Raw genomic sequence first — 18,697 nt, 5'->3', positions numbered from 1 at the left:
GCTACTCCTGGCCTGGCTGGACGGTTTCATAACGGCCTTCTACCTGTGATTGAAGTTCTACAACGCGATCGTCAAGCCACGCCCTCATACCTACGGCGCGGGTAACGCTGTGCTGGTCCGTAATAACCACAGGCGCCGAGGTGTAGGCGGTACGGCCCTGGTTATCAAGGGTAAGTGTTTCCGTTGCCAGGGTGCCCTCACGGCCATCTTCCAGGGTTCGTCTGACCAATACATCCTGCTCAAGCTGGAGGATGTCTTTGCCCTGAAGGACTTCCCCCCGCTCTGCCGTAATGGTCCAGGGTGACTCCGAATTCTCGTCATAAACCGAGGCTTTCGGGCTCATCATAGTGGCGACCCCCCGAGATTCAAACTGCTCGATTCTCGGGCTTTCGATAATCGCGGCCAGGTTACCCTGTTCATCGAACGACAGGTAGCGTCCCTGCACCACGAATCCGTCAGGCTCGGACGGTCCCCGCAGGTCCACGACGTCCTTTGGCTCGCGGGTCTCATCGCTCTGCCAGATCAGGGAGGCGAGCACGAGCAGGGCAATGACCAGGGCGGGGTTACGGACCCGGCGCCGGCGGAGCAGCGACTTCAGGCTCACGGGGACTCTCCCTGGGACCCCAGCAGGTAGCATTCCAGGGTTGCCTTGAGCTTGCCCTGGGCGTGCAGAATCAGGTCGGTCAGCTCCCTGACGGCGCCCTGGCCGCCTGCGGTCCGGGTACAGTAGTCCGCATGCTGCCGCACGAACCAGTGGCCATTGGGAACGGTGACCCCCAGGCCCGCGTACTGGATCGCCGACAGATCCTGCAGGTCGTCGCCCTGATAGGCAATGGTGTCGGGCTCCAGGCCAAGCTGACCGGCCAGTTCCTGCAGGGCGACGCGCTTGTCGTCCCGCCCCTGCATGAGGTGGGTGATGCCCAGGTCACTGGCCCGCCTGGCGGTCAGGGGTGAATTGCGGCCGGTAATAATGGCGACCTGAATATCGGCGGCCATCAGTTGCTTGATGCCCAGGCCGTCGAGGATGTTGAAGGCCTTGAGTTCGTCCCCCTGGGCACTGAAAAGGAGCTTGCCGTCACTCATCACACCGTCCACGTCCAGGGCCAGCAGACGGACATGGCGGGCCTTTTCCAGGATAGCCGCCGGAATTTCCATGGGCATCAGATCACTCCCGCACGCAACAGGTCGTGCATGTTGATGGCGCCGGTCAGCTCGCCACTCCGATTGGTAACCGGGAGGGCGTTGATCTTGAGGTCTTCCATGATATTGAGGGCCTCGGCCGCAAGCTGATCGTCATAGATGGTGCGTCCGTGACGGGTCATGACGTCACGGATGGGCGTGGTATGGATGTCGATCGGGCGATCCAGGGTTCGTCTGAGGTCGCCGTCGGTAAAGATGCCTTCCAGGCTGCCATCGTCTGAAATAACGGTGGTCATGCCTAACCCCTTCATGGATATTTCCAGCAGGGCTTCCCTTAGCGTGGTGTTGACGTTGACCCGGGGGATCTGGTCCCCGGTGTGCATGATGTCCGAGACCCGTAACAGAAGGCGTCGCCCAAGGCTGCCGCCGGGGTGGGAGAACGCGAAATCTTCGGCACTGAAGCCCCTTGCCTCCAGCAGCGCTATAGCCAGCGCGTCTCCCATAACCAGGGTGGCCGTGGTACTGGAGGTAGGGGCCAGGCCAAGCGGGCAGGCCTCAAGCGCCACGCTGACATCCAGGTTGGCGGCAGCCTCCCTGGCCAATACCGAGTCCGGGTTGCCGGTCATGCTGATCAGGGGGGCACCCATGCGCTTGATAAGCGGGAGAATGGTAAGGACTTCCGAGGTATTGCCGGAGTTGGAGATGGCCAGCACCACATCCTGCCCGGTAATCATGCCCATGTCGCCGTGGCTTGCCTCGCCCGGGTGCACAAAGAAAGAGGGGGTGCCGGTGCTTGCCAGAGTGGCCGCGATCTTGTTACCGATGTGGCCGGACTTGCCCATGCCGGTAACCACAACGCGACCCTTGCACTGCATCAGGATCTGGCAGGCATGGACAAAGTCGTCGTTTATCCGGGTGGTCAGGGCATCAATCGAGTCCCGCTGGATGACGATCGCCCGTAAGGCTGAATCTATAAACTCTTGTGTCATACAGGTCCGTTCTGGTTGCGCTGGTTCAGGTGCCGGCCGGGCTACTGGAGCTCTCAGGCCGACATTATAAGAAGGGAAGTGTAACCTCCGTAGATGGCCAACAGTATACCACCTTCAAACCGGGCCAGTTTTCCCTTTCGTTGCATGGTGTAGGCGAACACTGCCAGGAGCAGGGTAAGGCCCGCCATGGTTCCGTAGTCGCGATAGACGCTGGTGGCGGTGAGTTCAATGGGCTGGATCAGCGCCGGCACCGCAAGCACGGCAAGCAGGTTGAACAGGTTCGAGCCGATAATGTTGCCGAGGGCCATATCGTGGTGACCCTTAAGCGCAGCGGAGAGGCAGGCCGCGAGTTCCGGCAGGCTGGTGCCAATCGCCACAACGGTGAGCCCGACCGTCAATTCGCTGACTCCCAGACTGATGGCCAGCTCCGCTGCACCCCAGACAAGAAGTCGCGCGCTGAGCACCAGCACTACCAGACCGGCAACAAATCTGAACATGGCCTGACCCATGGGCATATGGGTATCACGGTCAGGCGTTTCCAGGGACTCAGGCACAACGCCGGGACCGGCCCGCCAGACCAGATAGCCGAAGCCGGCAGCAAGCATCAGAAGAAACAGAAGGCCATCGGCTGTCGACAATTGGAAGTCTGCGATCAGCAGCCAGGCGGCAACAGTTACGATCAATAGGACGGGCAGCTCCCGGAACAGCACTGAACGTTCAAGTGGGAGCGGCGCAATCAGCGCGGTCAATCCGAGCACAAGCCCTACATTCGCAATGTTCGAGCCCAGGGCGTTGCCAACCGCCAGCTCTGGTGAGCCGGTAACAGCCGCCAGCGCGGCAACCATGATTTCAGGGGCAGATGTACCCAGCGCAACCAGGAGCAGGCCCACCACCATGGGGGGCAGGTGCAGATTGCGGGCGCAACCGGCAGCACCGCTGATAAAATAATCGGCGCTCCAGATAAGGAGGGCCAGGCCAATGAATATGGCGCCCAGGTAAACGCTCAGAAGCATGTGGAGCCCGATGATCAGATTAACTGAAGGTTGCGATCAAGATAATTTGGTATGACCGGCGTTGAGATGGCGGAAAACTTAGCATACTGTACGGCTCAATAGAGAATGCCAACCCGTGGAAAATGATCCGTTCATGGCCTCCTCCGACTATATAACACTTAAAAATATCGTCTTCACCCGCGGCCAGCGACGTATCTTCAATGACGTCAGCGTGACCGTGCCAAAAGGCAAAATCACCGCCATCATGGGACCGAGCGGGACCGGCAAGACAACCCTGCTGAGATTGATCGGTGGCCAGCTGAAACCTGACAGGGGCACGGTTACCGTCGCCGGACACAATGTCCCGGAGCTCTCTCGCAAGGCACTTTACCGGCTGCGGGAACGCATGGGTATGCTGTTTCAGAGTGGCGCCCTGTTCACCGGTATCACCGTTTTTGAAAACGTTGCCTTTCCGCTGCGGGTGCACACCCGGTTGCCGGAAGAAATGATCCGGGACGTGGTGCTCATGAAGCTTGAAGCCGTGGGTCTGAGGGGTGCCAGGGATCTTATGCCGGCTGAGCTTTCAGGGGGCATGACCCGCAGGGTCGCGCTGGCCAGAAGCATAGCCATGGACCCTGAGCTGATCATGTACGATGAGCCCTTTGCCGGCCAGGACCCCATCGCCATGGGGGTTTTGGTCAAACTGATTCGCGAGCTGAACGAAACCATGGGGTTGACCAGCGTTCTGGTTTCCCATGATGTGCCGGAGTCCCTTAGTATCTGCCACCACGCCTGTATCATCTCCGACGGCAAGATTGTCGGGCAGGGCACGCCCGATGAGCTGCGGAACCACCCGTCCGACAAGGTCCAGCAGTTTCTGAACGGCCATCCAGACGGCCCGGTGCCATTCCACTATCCGGCGCCGGACGCCCTGGTGGACTGGGAGTTGCCGGCCGCCCTAACAGCTGAAGAAGACCTGGGGCCATGACCAGACCAATGACGGACCGCCTGGCTTCCCTGGGGCGCGGAGGAATCAATACGGTTGGATCGCTCGGACGCTCGGGCGTATTTCTCTGGCGAGCGCTGGCAGGGATTCCCCGGCCGCGGGTGGGGTTCCCGCTTCTGGTGGCGCAGATCTACTCGGTGGGTGTGCTGTCCCTGGCTATCGTGGTGGTGTCCGGCCTTTTCATCGGCATGGTGCTCGGGCTCCAGGGCTACACCATTCTCAGCGATTACGGCTCTGAGCAGGCGATCGGTCAGATGGTGGCGCTGACCCTGGTCCGGGAGTTGGGTCCGGTAGTCACGGCCTTGCTGTTCGCCGGCCGCGCCGGCTCATCCCTGACCGCTGAGATCGGCCTGATGAAAGCCACCGAGCAGCTGTCCAGCATGGAAATGATGGGCGTCGATCCCCTGCGCAGGGTCATCGCGCCCAGGTTCTGGGCGGGTTTTATTTCCCTGCCGGTGTTGGCGGTTATTTTCTCTGTAGTGGGCATCTGGGGCGGGATGCTGGTCGGCGTCCAGTGGCTGGGTGTATTTGAGGGGGCCTTCTGGTCAAATATGCAGTCTGCTGTCGATTTTGGCGACGATGTGCTGAACGGGGTGATCAAAAGCCTCGTGTTCGGGGTAGTGTGTAGCTGGATAGCCGTGTTTCAGGGGTATGACTGTGTGCCGACGTCAGCCGGCATCAGTTCAGCGACGACCAAGACCGTCGTATACTCTTCGCTGGCTGTGTTGGGGCTCGATTTTGTCCTGACCGCCGTCATGTTCGGGGGTTTTTAGTAATGACACAACGGACGTCTGAAATTACCGTCGGCCTGTTCATGGTGGCCGGATTTGCCGCGTTGCTGATGCTGGCCCTTCAGGTCAGCGGGCTGTCGCTTAAGCCCACAAGCGATACCTATACCGTTTACGCGGACTTTAATGACGCGGGCAGCCTGTCACCCCGTGGCAAGGTGGCCATGGCCGGGGTTTCTGTTGGCCGTATCCGGGATATTTCCCTGAACCAGAAAACCTTCCAGGCACGGGTCGCCATCGAAATCGAGTCGAAATATGATGGCATTCCCGCCGACAGTTCTGCAGTAATACGTACATCCGGCCTGCTGGGGGATCAGTATATTGATATATCGGTGGGTGCTGATGAGGCCTCCCTTGCGGATGGCGACAGTTTTTTTGAGACCCAATCCGCCATGAACCTGGAACGTTTGATCACCAATTTTGCCTCAGGTCGCTGAATCCGGATTCAGTGCCTTAAACGCCTAGCCGACAAGGCAGCAAGACTCAAAAAAGGAGAGCGGTAATGACTTCAACACGGCGATGGGTTTCGATGCTGGGGTTTCTGATGCTGGCACTTGTGCTGGTTCCCCAGGCAAACGCCAATGAAGAGCTGCGCCAGTATGTGGAAAAGGAAACCGAGAAACTGGTAGAGAAGCTGAACAACGAACGCGGTCTCTACGAAAGCGACCCGGAAGCCTTCTATGAAAGCATGAACGAGTCGCTTACCGGCTTTGTTGATTTCCGCCGTATTGCAGCCCGGGTTATGGGCCGATATGCAAGGCAGGCGACCCCCGAGCAGCGGGACGAATTTGTCCGGGTATTCAAACGCAGTCTGTTCGACAGCTATGCCCAGGCGCTGGTGAATACTGAAGAGTTCGAGATTGCGGTCACTGAAGCCAGGGTTGACGACAACAACGAGAACCGCGCCTCGGTAAGCATGGAAGTCGAGTCCGCCTCGGGCAATCGCTACCCGGTGACTTACTCAATGTATCGTAACGATGAGGACCAGTGGTTGATGGAGAATGTCATCGTGGAAGGCGTCAACCTCGGCCTAGCCTTCCGGGATCGGTTCGCCCAGGACATGGAGGCCAACCGCGGCGATATTGATGCTGTCATTGCAGGTTGGGCGGACACGGTCAAGGATATAGAGATTGATGTCGAAGGCTCGGACGCCAATTAATGGCTTCAGCCACAGCTGTGCTAGAGCCCGACCAGATACCACAGGCTCCGGCAATACGTCAGCTCAGTGACCACAAGCTGGCGGTCAGTGGTCAGGTCGACGCATCTTCTGTGCTCCCGCTCCGCGCTGAGGGGGAGCGTCTGATTGGTGCTTGCCAGCCGGAACAGAATCTCTGCATCGACCTTGCCGAGCTTGCGACGGCCAGCAGTATTGTCCTGTCGCTGCTGCTTTGCTGGCAACGCCAGGCAACAGCCAGAAAAATCACTCTGCAATATAGTAGCGTCGGGGAAAGGCTTCACGCATTGGCCTCTCTGAGCAATCTGGACAAGCATCTGTCCGGTTTCTGAACATTCTTGTGTGCCCCTTGTTTAGCCCGTCTCCGGAATTGGTTACAATTCCGCCCCTGATTTAAAACGAAGCCGAGGACCGAGTATGGAAGCCCAGCAAGTAGCCGAACTGGTCAAGCAGGAACTACCGGATTGCGAAATCGAAGTACGCAACGAAGGCAATCACTACTTGGTGATCGCTGTTGGCGACCGGTTTGAGGGCATGTCCCCGGTCAAAAAACAGCAGCTCATTTATGGCGCCCTCAATACCCAGTTAGCGGAAGGTACCATTCACGCGCTGACCATCAAGGCGTTCACCCCAGCTCAATGGGCCGAGAAGAAGACCCAATGAGTCTGACCGAGCTGTTGACCCCCGAGTTGCTCCAGGGCGCCCGGCCTATCACCGACACAGGACACCGATGTGGATAAACTACTGATTTGCGGTCGCAAACCCCTTGATGGTGAGATCCGGATATCCGGGGCCAAGAACTCCGCACTGCCTATTCTTGCGGCGACCCTGCTGGCGGATGAGCCAGTGACGGTGGGCAACCTGCCTCACCTGCACGACATTACCACCATGCTCGAGCTGCTGGGCGGCATGGGCGTAGAAATGATGGTCGACGAGAAAATGAGTGTCGAGGTCCACGCCAACACCATCAAGCACTTTCATGCGCCCTATGAGCTGGTCAAAACCATGCGGGCATCGATCCTGGTGCTCGGACCACTGATCGCGCATTTCGGCGAGGCAGAGGTTTCCTTGCCCGGCGGCTGCGCCATCGGAAGCCGGCCGGTGAATCTTCATATTCACGGTCTGGAAATGATGGGCGCCATCATCAAGGTGGAAAACGGCTACATCAAGGCCAGGTCCAATGGTCGCCTGAAAGGTGCGCATATCTTCCTAGATACCGTCACCGTCACCGGCACCGAGAACCTGATGATGGCCGCGGCCCTGGCAGACGGCAAGACCATTCTCGAGAATGCCGCCCGCGAGCCGGAGGTGGTGGACCTGGCGGAATGCCTGATCGCCATGGGAGCCGACATCCGTGGTCACGGCACCGCAACCATTGAAATTCATGGGGTCGAGCGCCTGCACGGGTGCCACTACGATGTATTACCTGACCGTGTCGAGACCGGAACCTATCTGGTCGCGGCTGCAGCAACCGGCGGCCGGATCAAGGTCAAGGATACCCGCGAGAATTTGCTGGAAGCCGTGCTCCTGAAGCTGGACGAAGCCGGGGCGCATATCACTACGGGCAAGGACTGGATCGAGCTGGATATGAAGGGCAACCGGCCCAAGAGCGTCAGCTTGCGCACCGCCCCTTACCCGGCGTTCCCCACCGATATGCAGGCGCAATTTGCGGCCATGAACTGTGTGGCAGAAGGCACGGGTGTGATCGTTGAGACGGTGTTCGAGAACCGGTTCATGCACATCCAGGAGTTGATCCGCATGGGTGCCGATATCAACATCGAAGGCAACGCTGCCATTATCAAAGGCGTTCCTCATCTGACCGGTGCGCCGGTGATGGCCACAGACCTCAGGGCGTCAGCCAGCCTGGTTATAGCCGGCCTGGTGGCGGAGGGCGATACCATTGTGGACCGGATCTATCATATCGACCGGGGCTACGAATGCATCGAGGAAAAGCTGCAATTGCTGGGTGCCAGTATCCGGCGGATGCCGGGCTGACCATTACACACCGGGAAGGACCATGACCGAAAGCATCACCATCGCGCTATCGAAAGGGCGCATCCTAAAGGAAACCCTGCCTCTGCTGAAAGAGGCAGGGATCGAGCTTCTGGACGACGTGGAAAAGTCACGCAAGCTGGTCTTTCCTACCAGCGACCCAAATGTGCGCATTCTTATTCTTCGGGCGACCGACGTGCCCACCTACGTGCAGTATGGCGGCGCTGACCTTGGCGTTACCGGCAAGGACGTGCTGATGGAGCATGGCGGAGAAGGCTTGTACGAGCCACTGGACCTGAACATCGCCCGCTGCCGGCTGATGACCGCCGGCGCGGTCGGAATCACACCGCCGCCAGGGCGGCTTCGGGTCGCCACCAAGTTCGTCAACCTGGCCCGGCGATACTATGCCTCCCAGGGTCGGCAGGCGGATATTATCAAGCTATACGGTGCCATGGAGCTGGCCCCCATCCTCGGGCTGGCCGATGAAATCGTCGACATCGTCGATACCGGCAATACCCTCAAGGCCAACGGCCTTGAGCCCCGCGCCCTCATTGACCACATCAGCACCCGCCTGGTGGTTAATCGGGCCAGCATGAAGATGAAACACCAACAGTTAAACCCTATCATTGAGCAAATGGGTCTAGCAGTAGACCGCCGGCGGTAAACCGCTGTTTGTTCTGAGCCCGAACCAGCCTCATCCAATGCCTAAGAAGGAATGGACATGACCGACCTCGCCATTACCCGCCTGTCCGCTGCACAGGCCGATTTTGACACGACGCTCACGCGCCTGCTGGCGTGGGATGACAGTGTGGATCACCAGGTCAACGAGTCGGTACGTCATATCCTGGCTGAGGTAAAACGGCGTGGCGATGCCGCGGTTCTGGAATTCACTGAGAAATTCGACAAGCTGAAAGCGGTTAGTGTCGCTGATCTTGAGATTTCGTCAGAGCGACTACATGAGGCCCTGAACGGCATTCCCCAGGCCCAGCGTGAAGCCCTGGAGCACGCAGCCGAACGGGTGAGGGACTATCACCAGCGTCAGCTACAGTCATCCTGGCAGTACGAGGATGCTGACGGCACGGTTCTGGGCCAGAAGGTGACACCCCTGGATCGGGCCGGGCTCTATGTGCCAGGGGGGAAAGCAGCCTATCCGTCCTCGGTGTTGATGAATGCGATCCCGGCAAAAGTCGCCGGGGTCGGGGAAGTAATCATGGTGGTGCCGACGCCCGCCGGTGTCGTGAATGAGATGGTCCTTGCCGCTGCCGCGATTGCCGGTGTCGACAGGGTGTTTACCCTGGGCGGAGCCCAGGCGGTGGCAGCCCTGGCGTACGGCACCGAGACCGTGCCTGCGGTGGACAAGATCGTGGGGCCGGGCAATATCTTTGTCGCGACTGCCAAGCGCGAGGTGTTCGGAGTGGTTGGTATCGACATGATTGCCGGCCCTTCGGAAATATTGATCATCTGTGACGGCCTGACCGACCCGGACTGGATCGCCATGGACCTGTTTTCCCAGGCCGAGCATGACGAGCAGGCGCAGTCGATACTGATCAGTCCTGACAAAGCGTTTCTGGACGCGGTGGAAGCCAGTATCCTCAAGCTTTTGCCCACCATGGAGCGGGCAGACATCATTGCTGAATCCCTGACCTGCCGGGGAGCCTTTATCGAAGTGTCGGACCTGGCGGAGGCAGCTCGTATCTCCAACCGGATAGCGCCGGAACACCTGGAGCTGTCGGTCGCGGAGCCGGCAGCTCTGGCGGATCAGATTCGCCACGCCGGCGCCATTTTCATGGGGCGTCACACGGCGGAGGCGCTGGGTGACTATTGTGCGGGGCCGAATCATGTGCTGCCTACCTCAGGCACGGCGCGATTTTCTTCGCCACTGGGGGTTTACGATTTCCAGAAGCGCTCGTCACTGATCGGTTTTTCGGCCGCCGGTGCTGACCGGCTGGGTCGGGTGGCCTCGGTGCTCGCCCGAGGAGAAGGTCTGACGGCACATGCGCGCTCGGCTGAGTACCGGGTGAATCGGGAAAGGGAGGCTGGTCAATGAGCCGGTTCTGGAGCCCCCTGGTTGAACGTCTGGTCCCCTATGTGCCTGGCGAGCAGCCGAAGATGGCGAATCTGGTCAAGCTGAACACCAATGAAAACCCGTTCGGGCCCTCACCCAAGGTGATTGAAGCCATTAAGAAGGAGCTTGGGGACAGCCTGCGCCTGTACCCCGACCCAGAGGGAGAGGCACTGAAACAGACCCTGGCGCGCTGTCACAAGGTGACGCCGGCTCAGGTATTTTTGGGCAACGGCTCAGATGAAGTTCTGGCTCATATTTTCCAGGCGCTGTTTCAGCATGGCGAGCCGGTGCTGTATCCGGACATTACCTACAGTTTCTACCCGGTCTACTGCGGGCTTTATGGCATCGAGGGCAAACCGGTTGCCCTGACAGACCAGTTCGAGATCAATGCCGACGATTACCGTCAGCCCAACGGCGGCGTCATATTTCCCAATCCCAATGCGCCTACCGGTCGCTACCTGGAATTGGACCAGGTAGAGCGTATCATTGCCGCTAACCCTGACCGGGTCGTGGTGGTGGATGAGGCCTACGTGGACTTCGGCGGCGATTCGGCCATTACGCTGGTGGATCGCTACCCGAACCTTCTCGTCTGCCAGACCCTTTCCAAAGCACGCTCGCTGGCAGGCCTCCGGGTGGGGTTTGCTGTCGGGCACCGTGACCTGATTGAGGCTTTAGAGCGCGTCAAGAACAGTTTCAATTCCTACCCCCTGGACCGGCTGGCCCTGGCAGGTGCCATAGCCGCCTATGAGGATGCCCCGTACTTCGAACATACCCGCCAGGCGGTGATCCAGGAGCGCAAACGCCTGGCGCTGGGGCTTGAAAAGTTCGGATTTGAGGTGCTGCCGTCCCGGGCGAACTTCCTGTTTGCACGTCACCCGGACCACGAGGGGGCCGATCTGGCCCTTGCACTTCGGGAAGTTGGTATCATCGTGCGGCACTTTCATAAGCCGAGAATCTCGGACTTCCTGCGTATTACCATTGGCAGACCCGACCAGAATGATGCCTTGCTGGACTCGCTGCCCCGGATATTGTCCTAGATCAGGACCCCAAGCATCTGACCAGGAGCACCATCATGAGCACCCATACGGCCAGGCGTCAGGACATCATGGCAACCCTTAACCGCTGGCTGGAGCCGGAGCGCTTCCAGGATTACTGTCCAAATGGGCTTCAGGTTGAGGGGAAACCGGACATACGCCGGATCGTCAGTGGCGTAACTGCGTCCCAGGCCCTGCTTGACGCCGCGGTCGAAGCCGGGGCGGATATGATTCTGGTTCACCATGGCTACTTCTGGAAGGGCGAAAACCAGGCGATTACCGGGATCAAGCGTTCCCGTCTGAAAACCCTTCTGTCCCATGACCTCAACCTGGTGGCCTACCATCTTCCTCTTGATGATCATCCGGAGTACGGCAATAACCGGCAGCTGGCCGTGGTGCTAGGCCTGGAGCAGGCCCAGCCTATGGATGGGCTCCTGTGGTCGGGGGAGTTACCCGAGCCGTTAACACCAGAAGAGTTTGCCTTGCACGTGGCCGGCCGCCTCGGTCGAACGGCTCTCCACGTTGGTTGCGGCCCGGACCGGATCCGGCGTGTCGCCTGGTGCACCGGGGCAGCCCAGGGGTTTATCGGCAAAGCCATTGATGCGGGGGCAGATGCCTACCTGAGTGGAGAAATTTCGGAGCCTACGACCCACAGCGCCCGGGAGGGAGCCATTCATTACTTTGCCGCAGGCCATCACGCCACGGAAAGGTATGGGGTCCAGGCGTTGGGAGAGGCATTGGCTGAGGAATTTGGTATTGAACACCGGTTTCTGGACTGCGACAACCCGGTGTAGTGATCAGCGCACAGGCTGATCAGGCTTTTCTTTCTTGCCCAGTCCGAAATCTTCAGCCAGAGTGCCTTTATCTTCCGGGCCACTCTTGGGTGCGTAGTCCCTGGGTGGCTCGAAGCCGCCCTCGCTGTGGCCTCCAGCCAGGCGCGCCTTGGCGGAGTTCTGCTCAATCTCTTCCAGCCAGTCTTCGTCGTTGCACAGCCGGTTTGCGCCGCGGGCCATATGCTGGTTCACGTCCCGATAGGCATCGTTAAACCGGCGCAGCAGGTGGGCAGATTCCATGAAGTGCTCGTTGACCTGAGCCTGGTAACGGGTGTATTCGCTACGAAGTTCGTCGATCTGTTGCTCTGCCCGACGGCGGCGCAAGCTGGTGCTGGTATTCGAGCGACCAAGCAGCACACCAACCCCCAGGCCGATGACCAAAGCTGCAATAGCAATCAGGATCAGGTTCGTCATAAGCAGTAGTGTCCTGTGTGTGACAAGATTAGTCCGTAAACCATTAGTATAACGTTGGTTGCGTCCAGAGCCCATGGTCGACACTGATCCAATCGTCTTATTGCCGGGTATCTCATCCACCCCGAATGTCACCGACTACGCCTGAGCCGCGCCATGGCCTGCTCTCGGGGCAATGGAAGAAGTTACCAAAATCGGCGACAATACGCCGCCTGAATTTAAGGCAAGCCCCACGAAAAAGCGAGAAGGCTATTGATGACACCTTGGCAACGCTACCAGCATGACCTCGCCCAAGAGGGCTTTGAGAAAGATCCTGCGCAGGAAGACGCAGTACGCCGATTGCAGTCACTGTACGACAAACTGGTCGAGGCGGAAAGTCGGCGCCACAAAACCATGGTCAAATTGCGCAGGGCCCTGCAGAAAGGCAAGGAGGATCCCGTCAAAGGCCTGTATTTCTGGGGCGGCGTGGGGCGCGGCAAAACCTACCTGATGGACACGTTCTTTGAGTCGTTGCCCTTTGACCGCAAGATGCGGGTGCACTTTCACCGTTTCATGCAGCGGGTCCACCGCGAGCTCACCCGGTTGAAAGGGCAAAAGAACCCCCTGGACCATGTGGCAAAACAATTCGCCGACGAGGCCAGGGTTATCTGTTTCGACGAGTTCTTCGTTTCAGATATCGGGGACGCCATGATCCTGGCGACGCTCCTTGAGGGGCTCTTTAGCCGAGGGGTTACCCTGGTCTGCACCTCCAATATCGAGCCCGATGGTCTGTATAAGGACGGCCTCCAGCGCGCCCGCTTTCTGCCAGCCATAAGTCTTGTCAAAAAACACACCGAGGTGGTGAACGTTGACGGCGGCGTTGATTACCGCCTGCGTAGCCTGGAGCAGGCCGAGCTTTATTATACGCCCCTGGATGAAGGCGCAGACAAAAGCCTCAGTAAGAGCTTCGACAGCCTGGCGGTAGAGGCGGGCAATCACACGTTGGAGTTGCAGATCAACGGTCGCACCTTGAAGGCCAGGGCCCATGCGGATGATGTGGTGTGGTTCGAGTTCCGGGAACTGTGTGACGGCCCCCGAAGCCAGAACGACTACATTGAGCTGGCCCGGGAATTTCACGCCATTATTATCAGCAACGTGCCCGTGCTGGGGGGCACTAAAGAAGACCAGGCCCGGCGGTTTGTGAACATGATTGACGAGTTCTATGACCGCAACGTCAAGGTCATCATGTCGGCTGAGGCGCCTATTACCGAACTCTACGCCGGCGGCAGGCTTGCGTTTGAATTCGAGCGTACCGAATCGCGCTTGCTCGAAATGCAATCCCATGAATATCTTGAAGCAGCCCATAAACCCTAAGGCAAGCCTGTGTCAGGGAGGACACCTGCTCTCGCTAGTGCCACGAGCGCAAGTGCTTGGATAAATTGTCATTGTACTGAGGAAAATAGATGAGTCTGGAAAACGTAGTTATTGTCAGCGGTGTGCGGACCCCCATGGGCGGTTTTCAGGGTAGCCTGAGCAGCATCAGCGCCCCGGAACTTGGCGCCCTGACCATTGCTGAAGCAGTTCGCCGCGCAGGCATCGCCCCTGACGACGTGCAGGAAGTGATTATGGGTAACGTTCTGCCCGCCGGCCTCAAACAGGGCCCGGCGCGGCAAGCCATGCGTCAGGCAGGGCTGCCGGACAACACAGGTGCCACCACGATCAATAAACTGTGCGGCTCCGGCATGAAAGCGACCATGCTGGCACACGACCTGATCCGGGCGGGCAGCAATAACATCATGGTTGCCGGCGGTATGGAGAGCATGTCCAACGCGCCCTACCTGCTGCTCAATGCCCGCAAGGGCTATCGCATGGGTGCCGGTGACGCGCCTCAGGATCATATGTTTCTTGATGGCCTGGAAGATGCAGAAACTGGTCGGCTGATGGGCGCTTTTGCCCAGGATGTTGCGGATCAGAAGGGTTATACGAGGGAAGACATGGATGCCTATGCCATCAACTCCCTGAAGCGGGCCCAGCACGCCATAAAGGAAGGCTTTCTCAAGGAGGAAATCGTTCCTGTCACCGTCCGCACCCGCAAAGGGGAGGTTGTGGTCGAGGATGACGAGCAACCGCTGACCGCTAATATGGATAAAATCCCCACCCTGAGACCGGCTTTCAGCAAGGATGGCACGGTCACGGCGGCCAATGCCTCATCCATATCCGACGGCGCTTCGGCCCTGGTCCTGATGAGTGAAAGCGAGGCTGCACGCCGTGGACTTGAGCCTCTGGCACGTATCGTCGCCCATGCCACCCATTCACAGCATCCGTCCGAGTTTACCTGCGCGCCCGTGGGAGCCATCCGCACTCTGTTCGAGAAGGCAAACTGGAGTCGGGATGATGTTGATCTGTTCGAAATCAATGAAGCCTTTGCCATGGTCGCCATGATGCCGATTCGGGAACTGGGTCTTGATCCGGACAAAGTTAATATTTTTGGCGGCGCTTGTGCCCAGGGCCACCCGGTGGGCTCAACCGGTTCGCGGCTGCTTGTGACCCTGATGAACGCCCTCAGGCGCCAGGGTGGGAAAAAGGGCGTTGCCGCTCTGTGCATAGGCGGTGGCGAGGCCACTGCCATGGCCATAGAAATGCTCTGATCAGCCGCCGCAATTAAGGGCCAGTCTCCGGACTGGCTTTTTTACGGCCGAAGATTGGAATGATTCGTTTTTTAAGGCTTTGTGCAACTGGTTGCCTTGGAAATTTGTGTCTATAGTGAGTCAAGGCAAAACGGCCCGGACAGTGTGACGGCAGGGTGCCCGGCGGGTATGAGTGCAAAATCATACTTTTGACTGATCAAAGCCTCCAACCGCCTTAGCTATAGTGCGACTATCACGAGCACTGTGTGCATGAAGCCTCCAAACCTTATCGTGAAGACCAATAAATAGAGCAGCGACTCAGAACAACAATGGAGTAGCCTTCCAATGACAAGAAAAAACCATCAGTGGCAGCAGTGGGCAAAATTGCCTTTGGCTGTAGCTATTGCCGCTGGCATTTCCGGTCCGGCGTCAGCATTTTCATTCTATGTTGGGGACGTCGAAGCCTCGCTTGACACCACACTGTCAGCTGGCGCGACCTGGCGTACACAGGATCGCGACAAGCGACTGATCGGTCAGGGTAACCTGGGGCCTGAATACACCCCCGGCGGGTCAAAGGCCAACATTGGCGCCTCTACCAACAACTACGATGACGGCAACCTGAACTTTGAAAAGGGCGATACCGTCTCCAAAGTGGTCAAGGGCCGCACCGACCTCTTCCTGAACTACAACACCGACAGTGACGTGTTGACCCGGGTGGGGGCCTTCGTTCGTGGTCGTTACTACTACGACTTCGAGCTTAAAGATGAGCAGCGCGCGGTCGACTTCGTGGGCCAGCGGCGGGAGCTGAACGAAGAAGCGAAAGACAACGCTTCCGGCGTTGACCTTCTGGACGCGTACATCTTCACCGACTGGTACCTGGGTGACACGCCTCTGAGTGTCCGCTACGGCAAGCAGGTAGTGAGCTGGGGCGAGAGCACCTTTATCCAGGGCGGCATCAATACCATCAACCCGATTGACGTACCGGCCTTCCGGGCGCCCGGTTCCGAGCTGAAAGATGCTCTGTTACCTGTTGAAATGCTTTATATGTCTGCTGGCATCACGCCGGATGTCACCGTAGAGGCATTTGTTCAGACCGACTGGGATCCTATTAACCCGGACGATTGCGGAACCTTCTTCTCTACCAACGATTTTGCGGCGGACGGCTGTGGTCCGGTACTGCTCGCTGGTGAGCTGCGTGATTCCCAGGCCTTCGCCCAGGGCTTTGTTGCTCCGCGGATCGGTGACAAGGAAGCAGATGAGAAAGACCAGTTCGGTGTTGCCCTGCGTTGGTATGTACCTGCGTTGAATGACTCTGAGCTTGGTTTCTATTACATCAAGTACAACAGTCGCCTGCCGTACGTTAGCGGTTTGACCAATAACCCGTCGAGCCCTACCGGTTCTCAGCAGAACGATCCAAACTTGCCCAGTTCCCAGTTCCCGAGCTATTACATCGAGTACCCGGAGAACATCAACCTTTACGGTATCAGTATCAACACTACTGCTCCTGGTGGCTGGTCAGTGGGCGGTGAGTACAGCTTCCGCGACAACATGCCGATCCAGTGGAATGCTTTTGAGCTAATTTTTGCCGGTCTACAGAAGCGCGGGCCGAATGGCGAAACCCTAAGCTTACTTGAAGAGCAGCGGGTGGAAGAAGCCGGTGGAGCGAACCTGGCGGGTAAGCCGTCTGAAGGCTACGACCGCTTCAAGGTGTCCCAGGCACAGGTCACCCTGATCAAGTTTATTGATCAGGTCATGGGCGCAAGCCGCCTGTCAGTCATCGCAGAGGTGGGAGCGACCTATATCCACGATCTGCCAGACACGGATGAGGCACGCTATGGCCGCTCCGGTACCTTTGGTATTGGTACCTTACCCGTTGCTTCCGGCGACGCTTGTTTGGGCGCTGGAGGAGCAGACCCCGAGAACATAAACACAAACTACTGCAACAACGAAGGGTTTGTAACCGATTTCTCATGGGGCTATCGTGCCCGCTTCGTTTGGGATTACCCAAGCGTATTCGCCGGTATCAATCTGCAGCCACAGCTGGCATTGTCCCATGATGTTAAGGGTTATGGTCCTCAGCCGGGCGGAGCGTTCAACGAGGACAATAAGTCCATCGGTGTTTCCCTGACTGGCGTTTACCAGAACCAGTACAGCGGCACCATTGGCTACACAAACTTTTTCGATGGCAAACCGTATAACGAGCTGACCGATCGCGATTTCATCAGTGCGAGCGTGTCCTACTCGTTCTGATCATCGGGTCCGAATTCGTTTAACGAGGGAAAATTAAATGAAACTGAACAAGAAACTGATTGCCACGGGTGTGCTGACCGCATCCCTGTTCGCTGGCAACACCTTCGCAGCGGTGTCTGCGGAGGAAGCCGCGAAGCTGGGCGATTCCCTGACCCGTATCGGCGCGGAAAAAGCCGGTAATGGCGACGAAATACCAGCCTGGGATGGCGGCTTGACCGACATCCCCAGCGACTACAAGGGCGACGGCATCTACGTCGATCCGTTTGCGGACGAAGAGCCGCTGTTTACTATTGATCAGAGCAATGTTGACCAGTACGCGGAGAATCTGTCTCCCGGCCAGGTGGCAATGATCAAAAAGTACAGCACCTACAAGATGCCGGTCTATAAAACCCACCGGACTGCGAAATATCCTGACGATATCCTTGAGGAGACCGTTGAGAACGCAACGAAGGTCGGGCTGATCAGCGGCGGTAACGGTCTGGAAAACTATCAGAACGCAACGCCGTTCCCGATTCCGCAAAATGGTCTGGAAGTTATCTGGAACCATATTACCCGGTACCGTGGTGGCTCCGTGGTGCGGAATGTGGGCCAGGTTACGCCGACTGCCGACGGCGCCTTCAGTGTGGTCAAGTTCCAGGATGAGCTTACCTGGCGGACTGCGCTGACAGATTATGAGCCTGATCAGGACCCTAACGTATTGTTCTACTTCAAGCAGGCCATCACGGCTCCTTCCCGTCTTGCGGGCAACGTGCTGCTGGTCCACGAAACCATCGACCAGGTCAAGGAAGGTCGCCGTGCGTGGGTCTATAACGCCGGTCAGCGCCGGGTTCGCCGTGCTCCCCAGGTAGCTTACGACGGACCGGGCACCGCCTCTGATGGCATGCGTACCACCGACAACTTTGACATGTTTAACGGTGCGCCTGATCGATACGAGTGGGAACTGGTGGGTAAAAAGGAAATGTACATCCCGTACAACTCCTATGAACTGGTTAGCCGTGACCTGAGCTACGACGAAATTGTCCAGGCCGGCCACATCAACCAGGATTACACCCGCTACGAGCTTCACCGGGTATGGCATGTACAGGCAAAGCTTAAGTCCGGCGCGCGCCACATCTACGCACAACGTGACTTTTATTTTGATGAGGACAGCTGGCAGGCTTCCATCATTGATCACTACGACGGCCGTGGTGACCTGTGGCGGGTAGCAGAAGCCCATAACATGCACTTTTACGATCAGGAAGTGCCCTGGTATGCGATCGAAACCCTGTACGACCTACTGTCAGGCCGTTACCTGGCCCTGGGTCTGACCAACGAAGAAACCAATCCTTACGAGTTTGGCGCCAAGCGCCACTCAAGGGATTACACTCCGGCGGCCCTGCGCCGTGCGGGTACCCGTTAAGGCATTCGATTACTTCAT

General features: G+C 58.2%; 20 protein-coding genes. 15 read left to right on the top strand and 5 right to left on the bottom strand.

Translation table 11 applies throughout. The features are described 5' to 3' along the window. Position 1 precedes the first annotated feature (1 nt). Genes lptC through G7W63_RS05035 form a run of 4 tightly spaced genes read right to left on the bottom strand, consistent with a single transcriptional unit; the run spans position 2 to position 3,142 of the window. On the bottom strand, positions 2 to 604 hold the full coding sequence (gene lptC, locus G7W63_RS05050) for an LPS export ABC transporter periplasmic protein LptC (RefSeq protein ID WP_166254081.1): 603 nt from the start codon (positions 602 to 604) through the stop codon (positions 2 to 4). Next, entirely contained in the window at positions 601 to 1,161 is a 561-nt protein-coding gene (locus tag G7W63_RS05045; RefSeq protein ID WP_166254080.1) for a KdsC family phosphatase, read from the bottom strand. The genes lptC and G7W63_RS05045 overlap by 4 nt, the downstream gene beginning before the upstream one ends. Further along, positions 1,161 to 2,129 carry a KpsF/GutQ family sugar-phosphate isomerase gene (locus G7W63_RS05040; RefSeq protein ID WP_166254079.1) on the bottom strand — a complete coding sequence of 323 codons (969 nt, stop codon included), beginning with the start codon at positions 2,127 to 2,129 and terminating at the stop codon, positions 1,161 to 1,163. Before G7W63_RS05040 ends, G7W63_RS05045 begins: the two co-directional genes overlap by 1 nt. A gap of 53 nt (positions 2,130 to 2,182) precedes the next feature. Then, a complete protein-coding gene (locus G7W63_RS05035) occupies positions 2,183 to 3,142 on the bottom strand; it encodes a calcium/sodium antiporter (RefSeq protein WP_166254078.1) in 960 nt (319 codons plus the stop codon). A gap of 133 nt (positions 3,143 to 3,275) precedes the next feature. Here G7W63_RS05035 and G7W63_RS05030 point away from each other — a divergent pair, with 133 nt between their 5' ends. The 11 genes from G7W63_RS05030 (at position 3,276) to G7W63_RS04980 (ending at position 11,974) form a co-directional block, all read left to right on the top strand. Beyond that, complete coding sequence (locus G7W63_RS05030) at positions 3,276 to 4,109, top strand: ATP-binding cassette domain-containing protein (protein WP_166255057.1); 834 nt, start codon at positions 3,276 to 3,278, stop codon at positions 4,107 to 4,109. Between the two features lie 8 nt (positions 4,110 to 4,117). After that, complete coding sequence (mlaE, locus tag G7W63_RS05025) at positions 4,118 to 4,900, top strand: lipid asymmetry maintenance ABC transporter permease subunit MlaE (protein ID WP_166255054.1); 783 nt, start codon at positions 4,118 to 4,120, stop codon at positions 4,898 to 4,900. Positions 4,901 to 4,902: 2 nt separating this feature from the next. Then, entirely contained in the window at positions 4,903 to 5,352 is a 450-nt protein-coding gene (mlaD, locus tag G7W63_RS05020; RefSeq protein ID WP_166254077.1) for an outer membrane lipid asymmetry maintenance protein MlaD, read from the top strand. 65 nt (positions 5,353 to 5,417) lie between these two features. Then, complete coding sequence (locus G7W63_RS05015; protein ID WP_166254074.1) at positions 5,418 to 6,074, top strand: MlaC/ttg2D family ABC transporter substrate-binding protein; 657 nt, start codon at positions 5,418 to 5,420, stop codon at positions 6,072 to 6,074. After that, entirely contained in the window at positions 6,074 to 6,421 is a 348-nt protein-coding gene (locus tag G7W63_RS05010; protein WP_166254071.1) for an STAS domain-containing protein, read from the top strand. The genes G7W63_RS05015 and G7W63_RS05010 overlap by 1 nt, the downstream gene beginning before the upstream one ends. An 85-nt stretch (positions 6,422 to 6,506) precedes the next feature. Continuing rightward, positions 6,507 to 6,752, top strand: a complete 246-nt coding sequence (locus G7W63_RS05005) for a BolA family protein (RefSeq protein ID WP_166254068.1) — start codon at positions 6,507 to 6,509, stop codon at positions 6,750 to 6,752. A 69-nt stretch (positions 6,753 to 6,821) separates the two neighbouring features. Then, on the top strand, positions 6,822 to 8,084 hold the full coding sequence (gene murA, locus G7W63_RS05000; RefSeq protein WP_166254065.1) for a UDP-N-acetylglucosamine 1-carboxyvinyltransferase: 1,263 nt from the start codon (positions 6,822 to 6,824) through the stop codon (positions 8,082 to 8,084). Positions 8,085 to 8,106: 22 nt separating this feature from the next. Further along, positions 8,107 to 8,745 (top strand): ATP phosphoribosyltransferase, encoded by a 639-nt coding sequence (hisG, locus tag G7W63_RS04995; protein WP_166254062.1) that lies wholly within the window; start codon positions 8,107 to 8,109, stop codon positions 8,743 to 8,745. 57 nt (positions 8,746 to 8,802) lie between these two features. After that, positions 8,803 to 10,128 (top strand): histidinol dehydrogenase, encoded by a 1,326-nt coding sequence (hisD, locus tag G7W63_RS04990; protein WP_166254059.1) that lies wholly within the window; start codon positions 8,803 to 8,805, stop codon positions 10,126 to 10,128. Then, positions 10,125 to 11,183 carry a histidinol-phosphate transaminase gene (gene hisC / locus G7W63_RS04985; RefSeq protein WP_166254057.1) on the top strand — a complete coding sequence of 353 codons (1,059 nt, stop codon included), beginning with the start codon at positions 10,125 to 10,127 and terminating at the stop codon, positions 11,181 to 11,183. The genes hisD and hisC overlap by 4 nt, the downstream gene beginning before the upstream one ends. Before the next feature lie 35 nt (positions 11,184 to 11,218). Next, on the top strand, positions 11,219 to 11,974 hold the full coding sequence (locus tag G7W63_RS04980; protein WP_278185415.1) for a Nif3-like dinuclear metal center hexameric protein: 756 nt from the start codon (positions 11,219 to 11,221) through the stop codon (positions 11,972 to 11,974). Positions 11,975 to 11,977: 3 nt separating this feature from the next. Here G7W63_RS04980 and G7W63_RS04975 read toward each other — a convergent pair whose 3' ends face one another. Next, the gene (locus tag G7W63_RS04975; RefSeq protein WP_166254054.1) at positions 11,978 to 12,427 is read right to left on the bottom strand and encodes a Z-ring associated ZapG family protein; all 450 of its coding nucleotides are present in this window, start codon (positions 12,425 to 12,427) and stop codon (positions 11,978 to 11,980) included. 252 nt (positions 12,428 to 12,679) lie between these two features. Between G7W63_RS04975 and zapE the strand changes: the two genes are divergently transcribed. From zapE to G7W63_RS04955, 4 genes are all read left to right on the top strand, one after another. Then, positions 12,680 to 13,777: a cell division protein ZapE gene (zapE, locus tag G7W63_RS04970; protein WP_166254052.1), complete on the top strand. Its 1,098-nt coding sequence runs from the start codon at positions 12,680 to 12,682 to the stop codon at positions 13,775 to 13,777. An 89-nt stretch (positions 13,778 to 13,866) separates the two neighbouring features. Then, positions 13,867 to 15,051 carry a thiolase family protein gene (locus G7W63_RS04965; protein WP_166254049.1) on the top strand — a complete coding sequence of 395 codons (1,185 nt, stop codon included), beginning with the start codon at positions 13,867 to 13,869 and terminating at the stop codon, positions 15,049 to 15,051. Between the two features lie 324 nt (positions 15,052 to 15,375). Continuing rightward, the gene (locus G7W63_RS04960; RefSeq protein ID WP_166254046.1) at positions 15,376 to 17,280 is read left to right on the top strand and encodes a DUF1302 domain-containing protein; all 1,905 of its coding nucleotides are present in this window, start codon (positions 15,376 to 15,378) and stop codon (positions 17,278 to 17,280) included. A 37-nt stretch (positions 17,281 to 17,317) separates the two neighbouring features. Beyond that, positions 17,318 to 18,679, top strand: coding sequence for a DUF1329 domain-containing protein (locus G7W63_RS04955; protein ID WP_166254043.1), 1,362 nt, complete (start codon positions 17,318 to 17,320; stop codon positions 18,677 to 18,679). Positions 18,680 to 18,697 lie beyond the last annotated feature (18 nt).

It is taken from the genome of Marinobacter salicampi (assembly GCF_011074795.1).
In the GTDB taxonomy this organism is placed as follows: Bacteria; Pseudomonadota; Gammaproteobacteria; order Pseudomonadales; family Oleiphilaceae; genus Marinobacter; species Marinobacter salicampi.
Note: the sequence above shows the minus strand (reverse complement) of the source record. Positions and strands in the feature narration are given on the sequence as shown.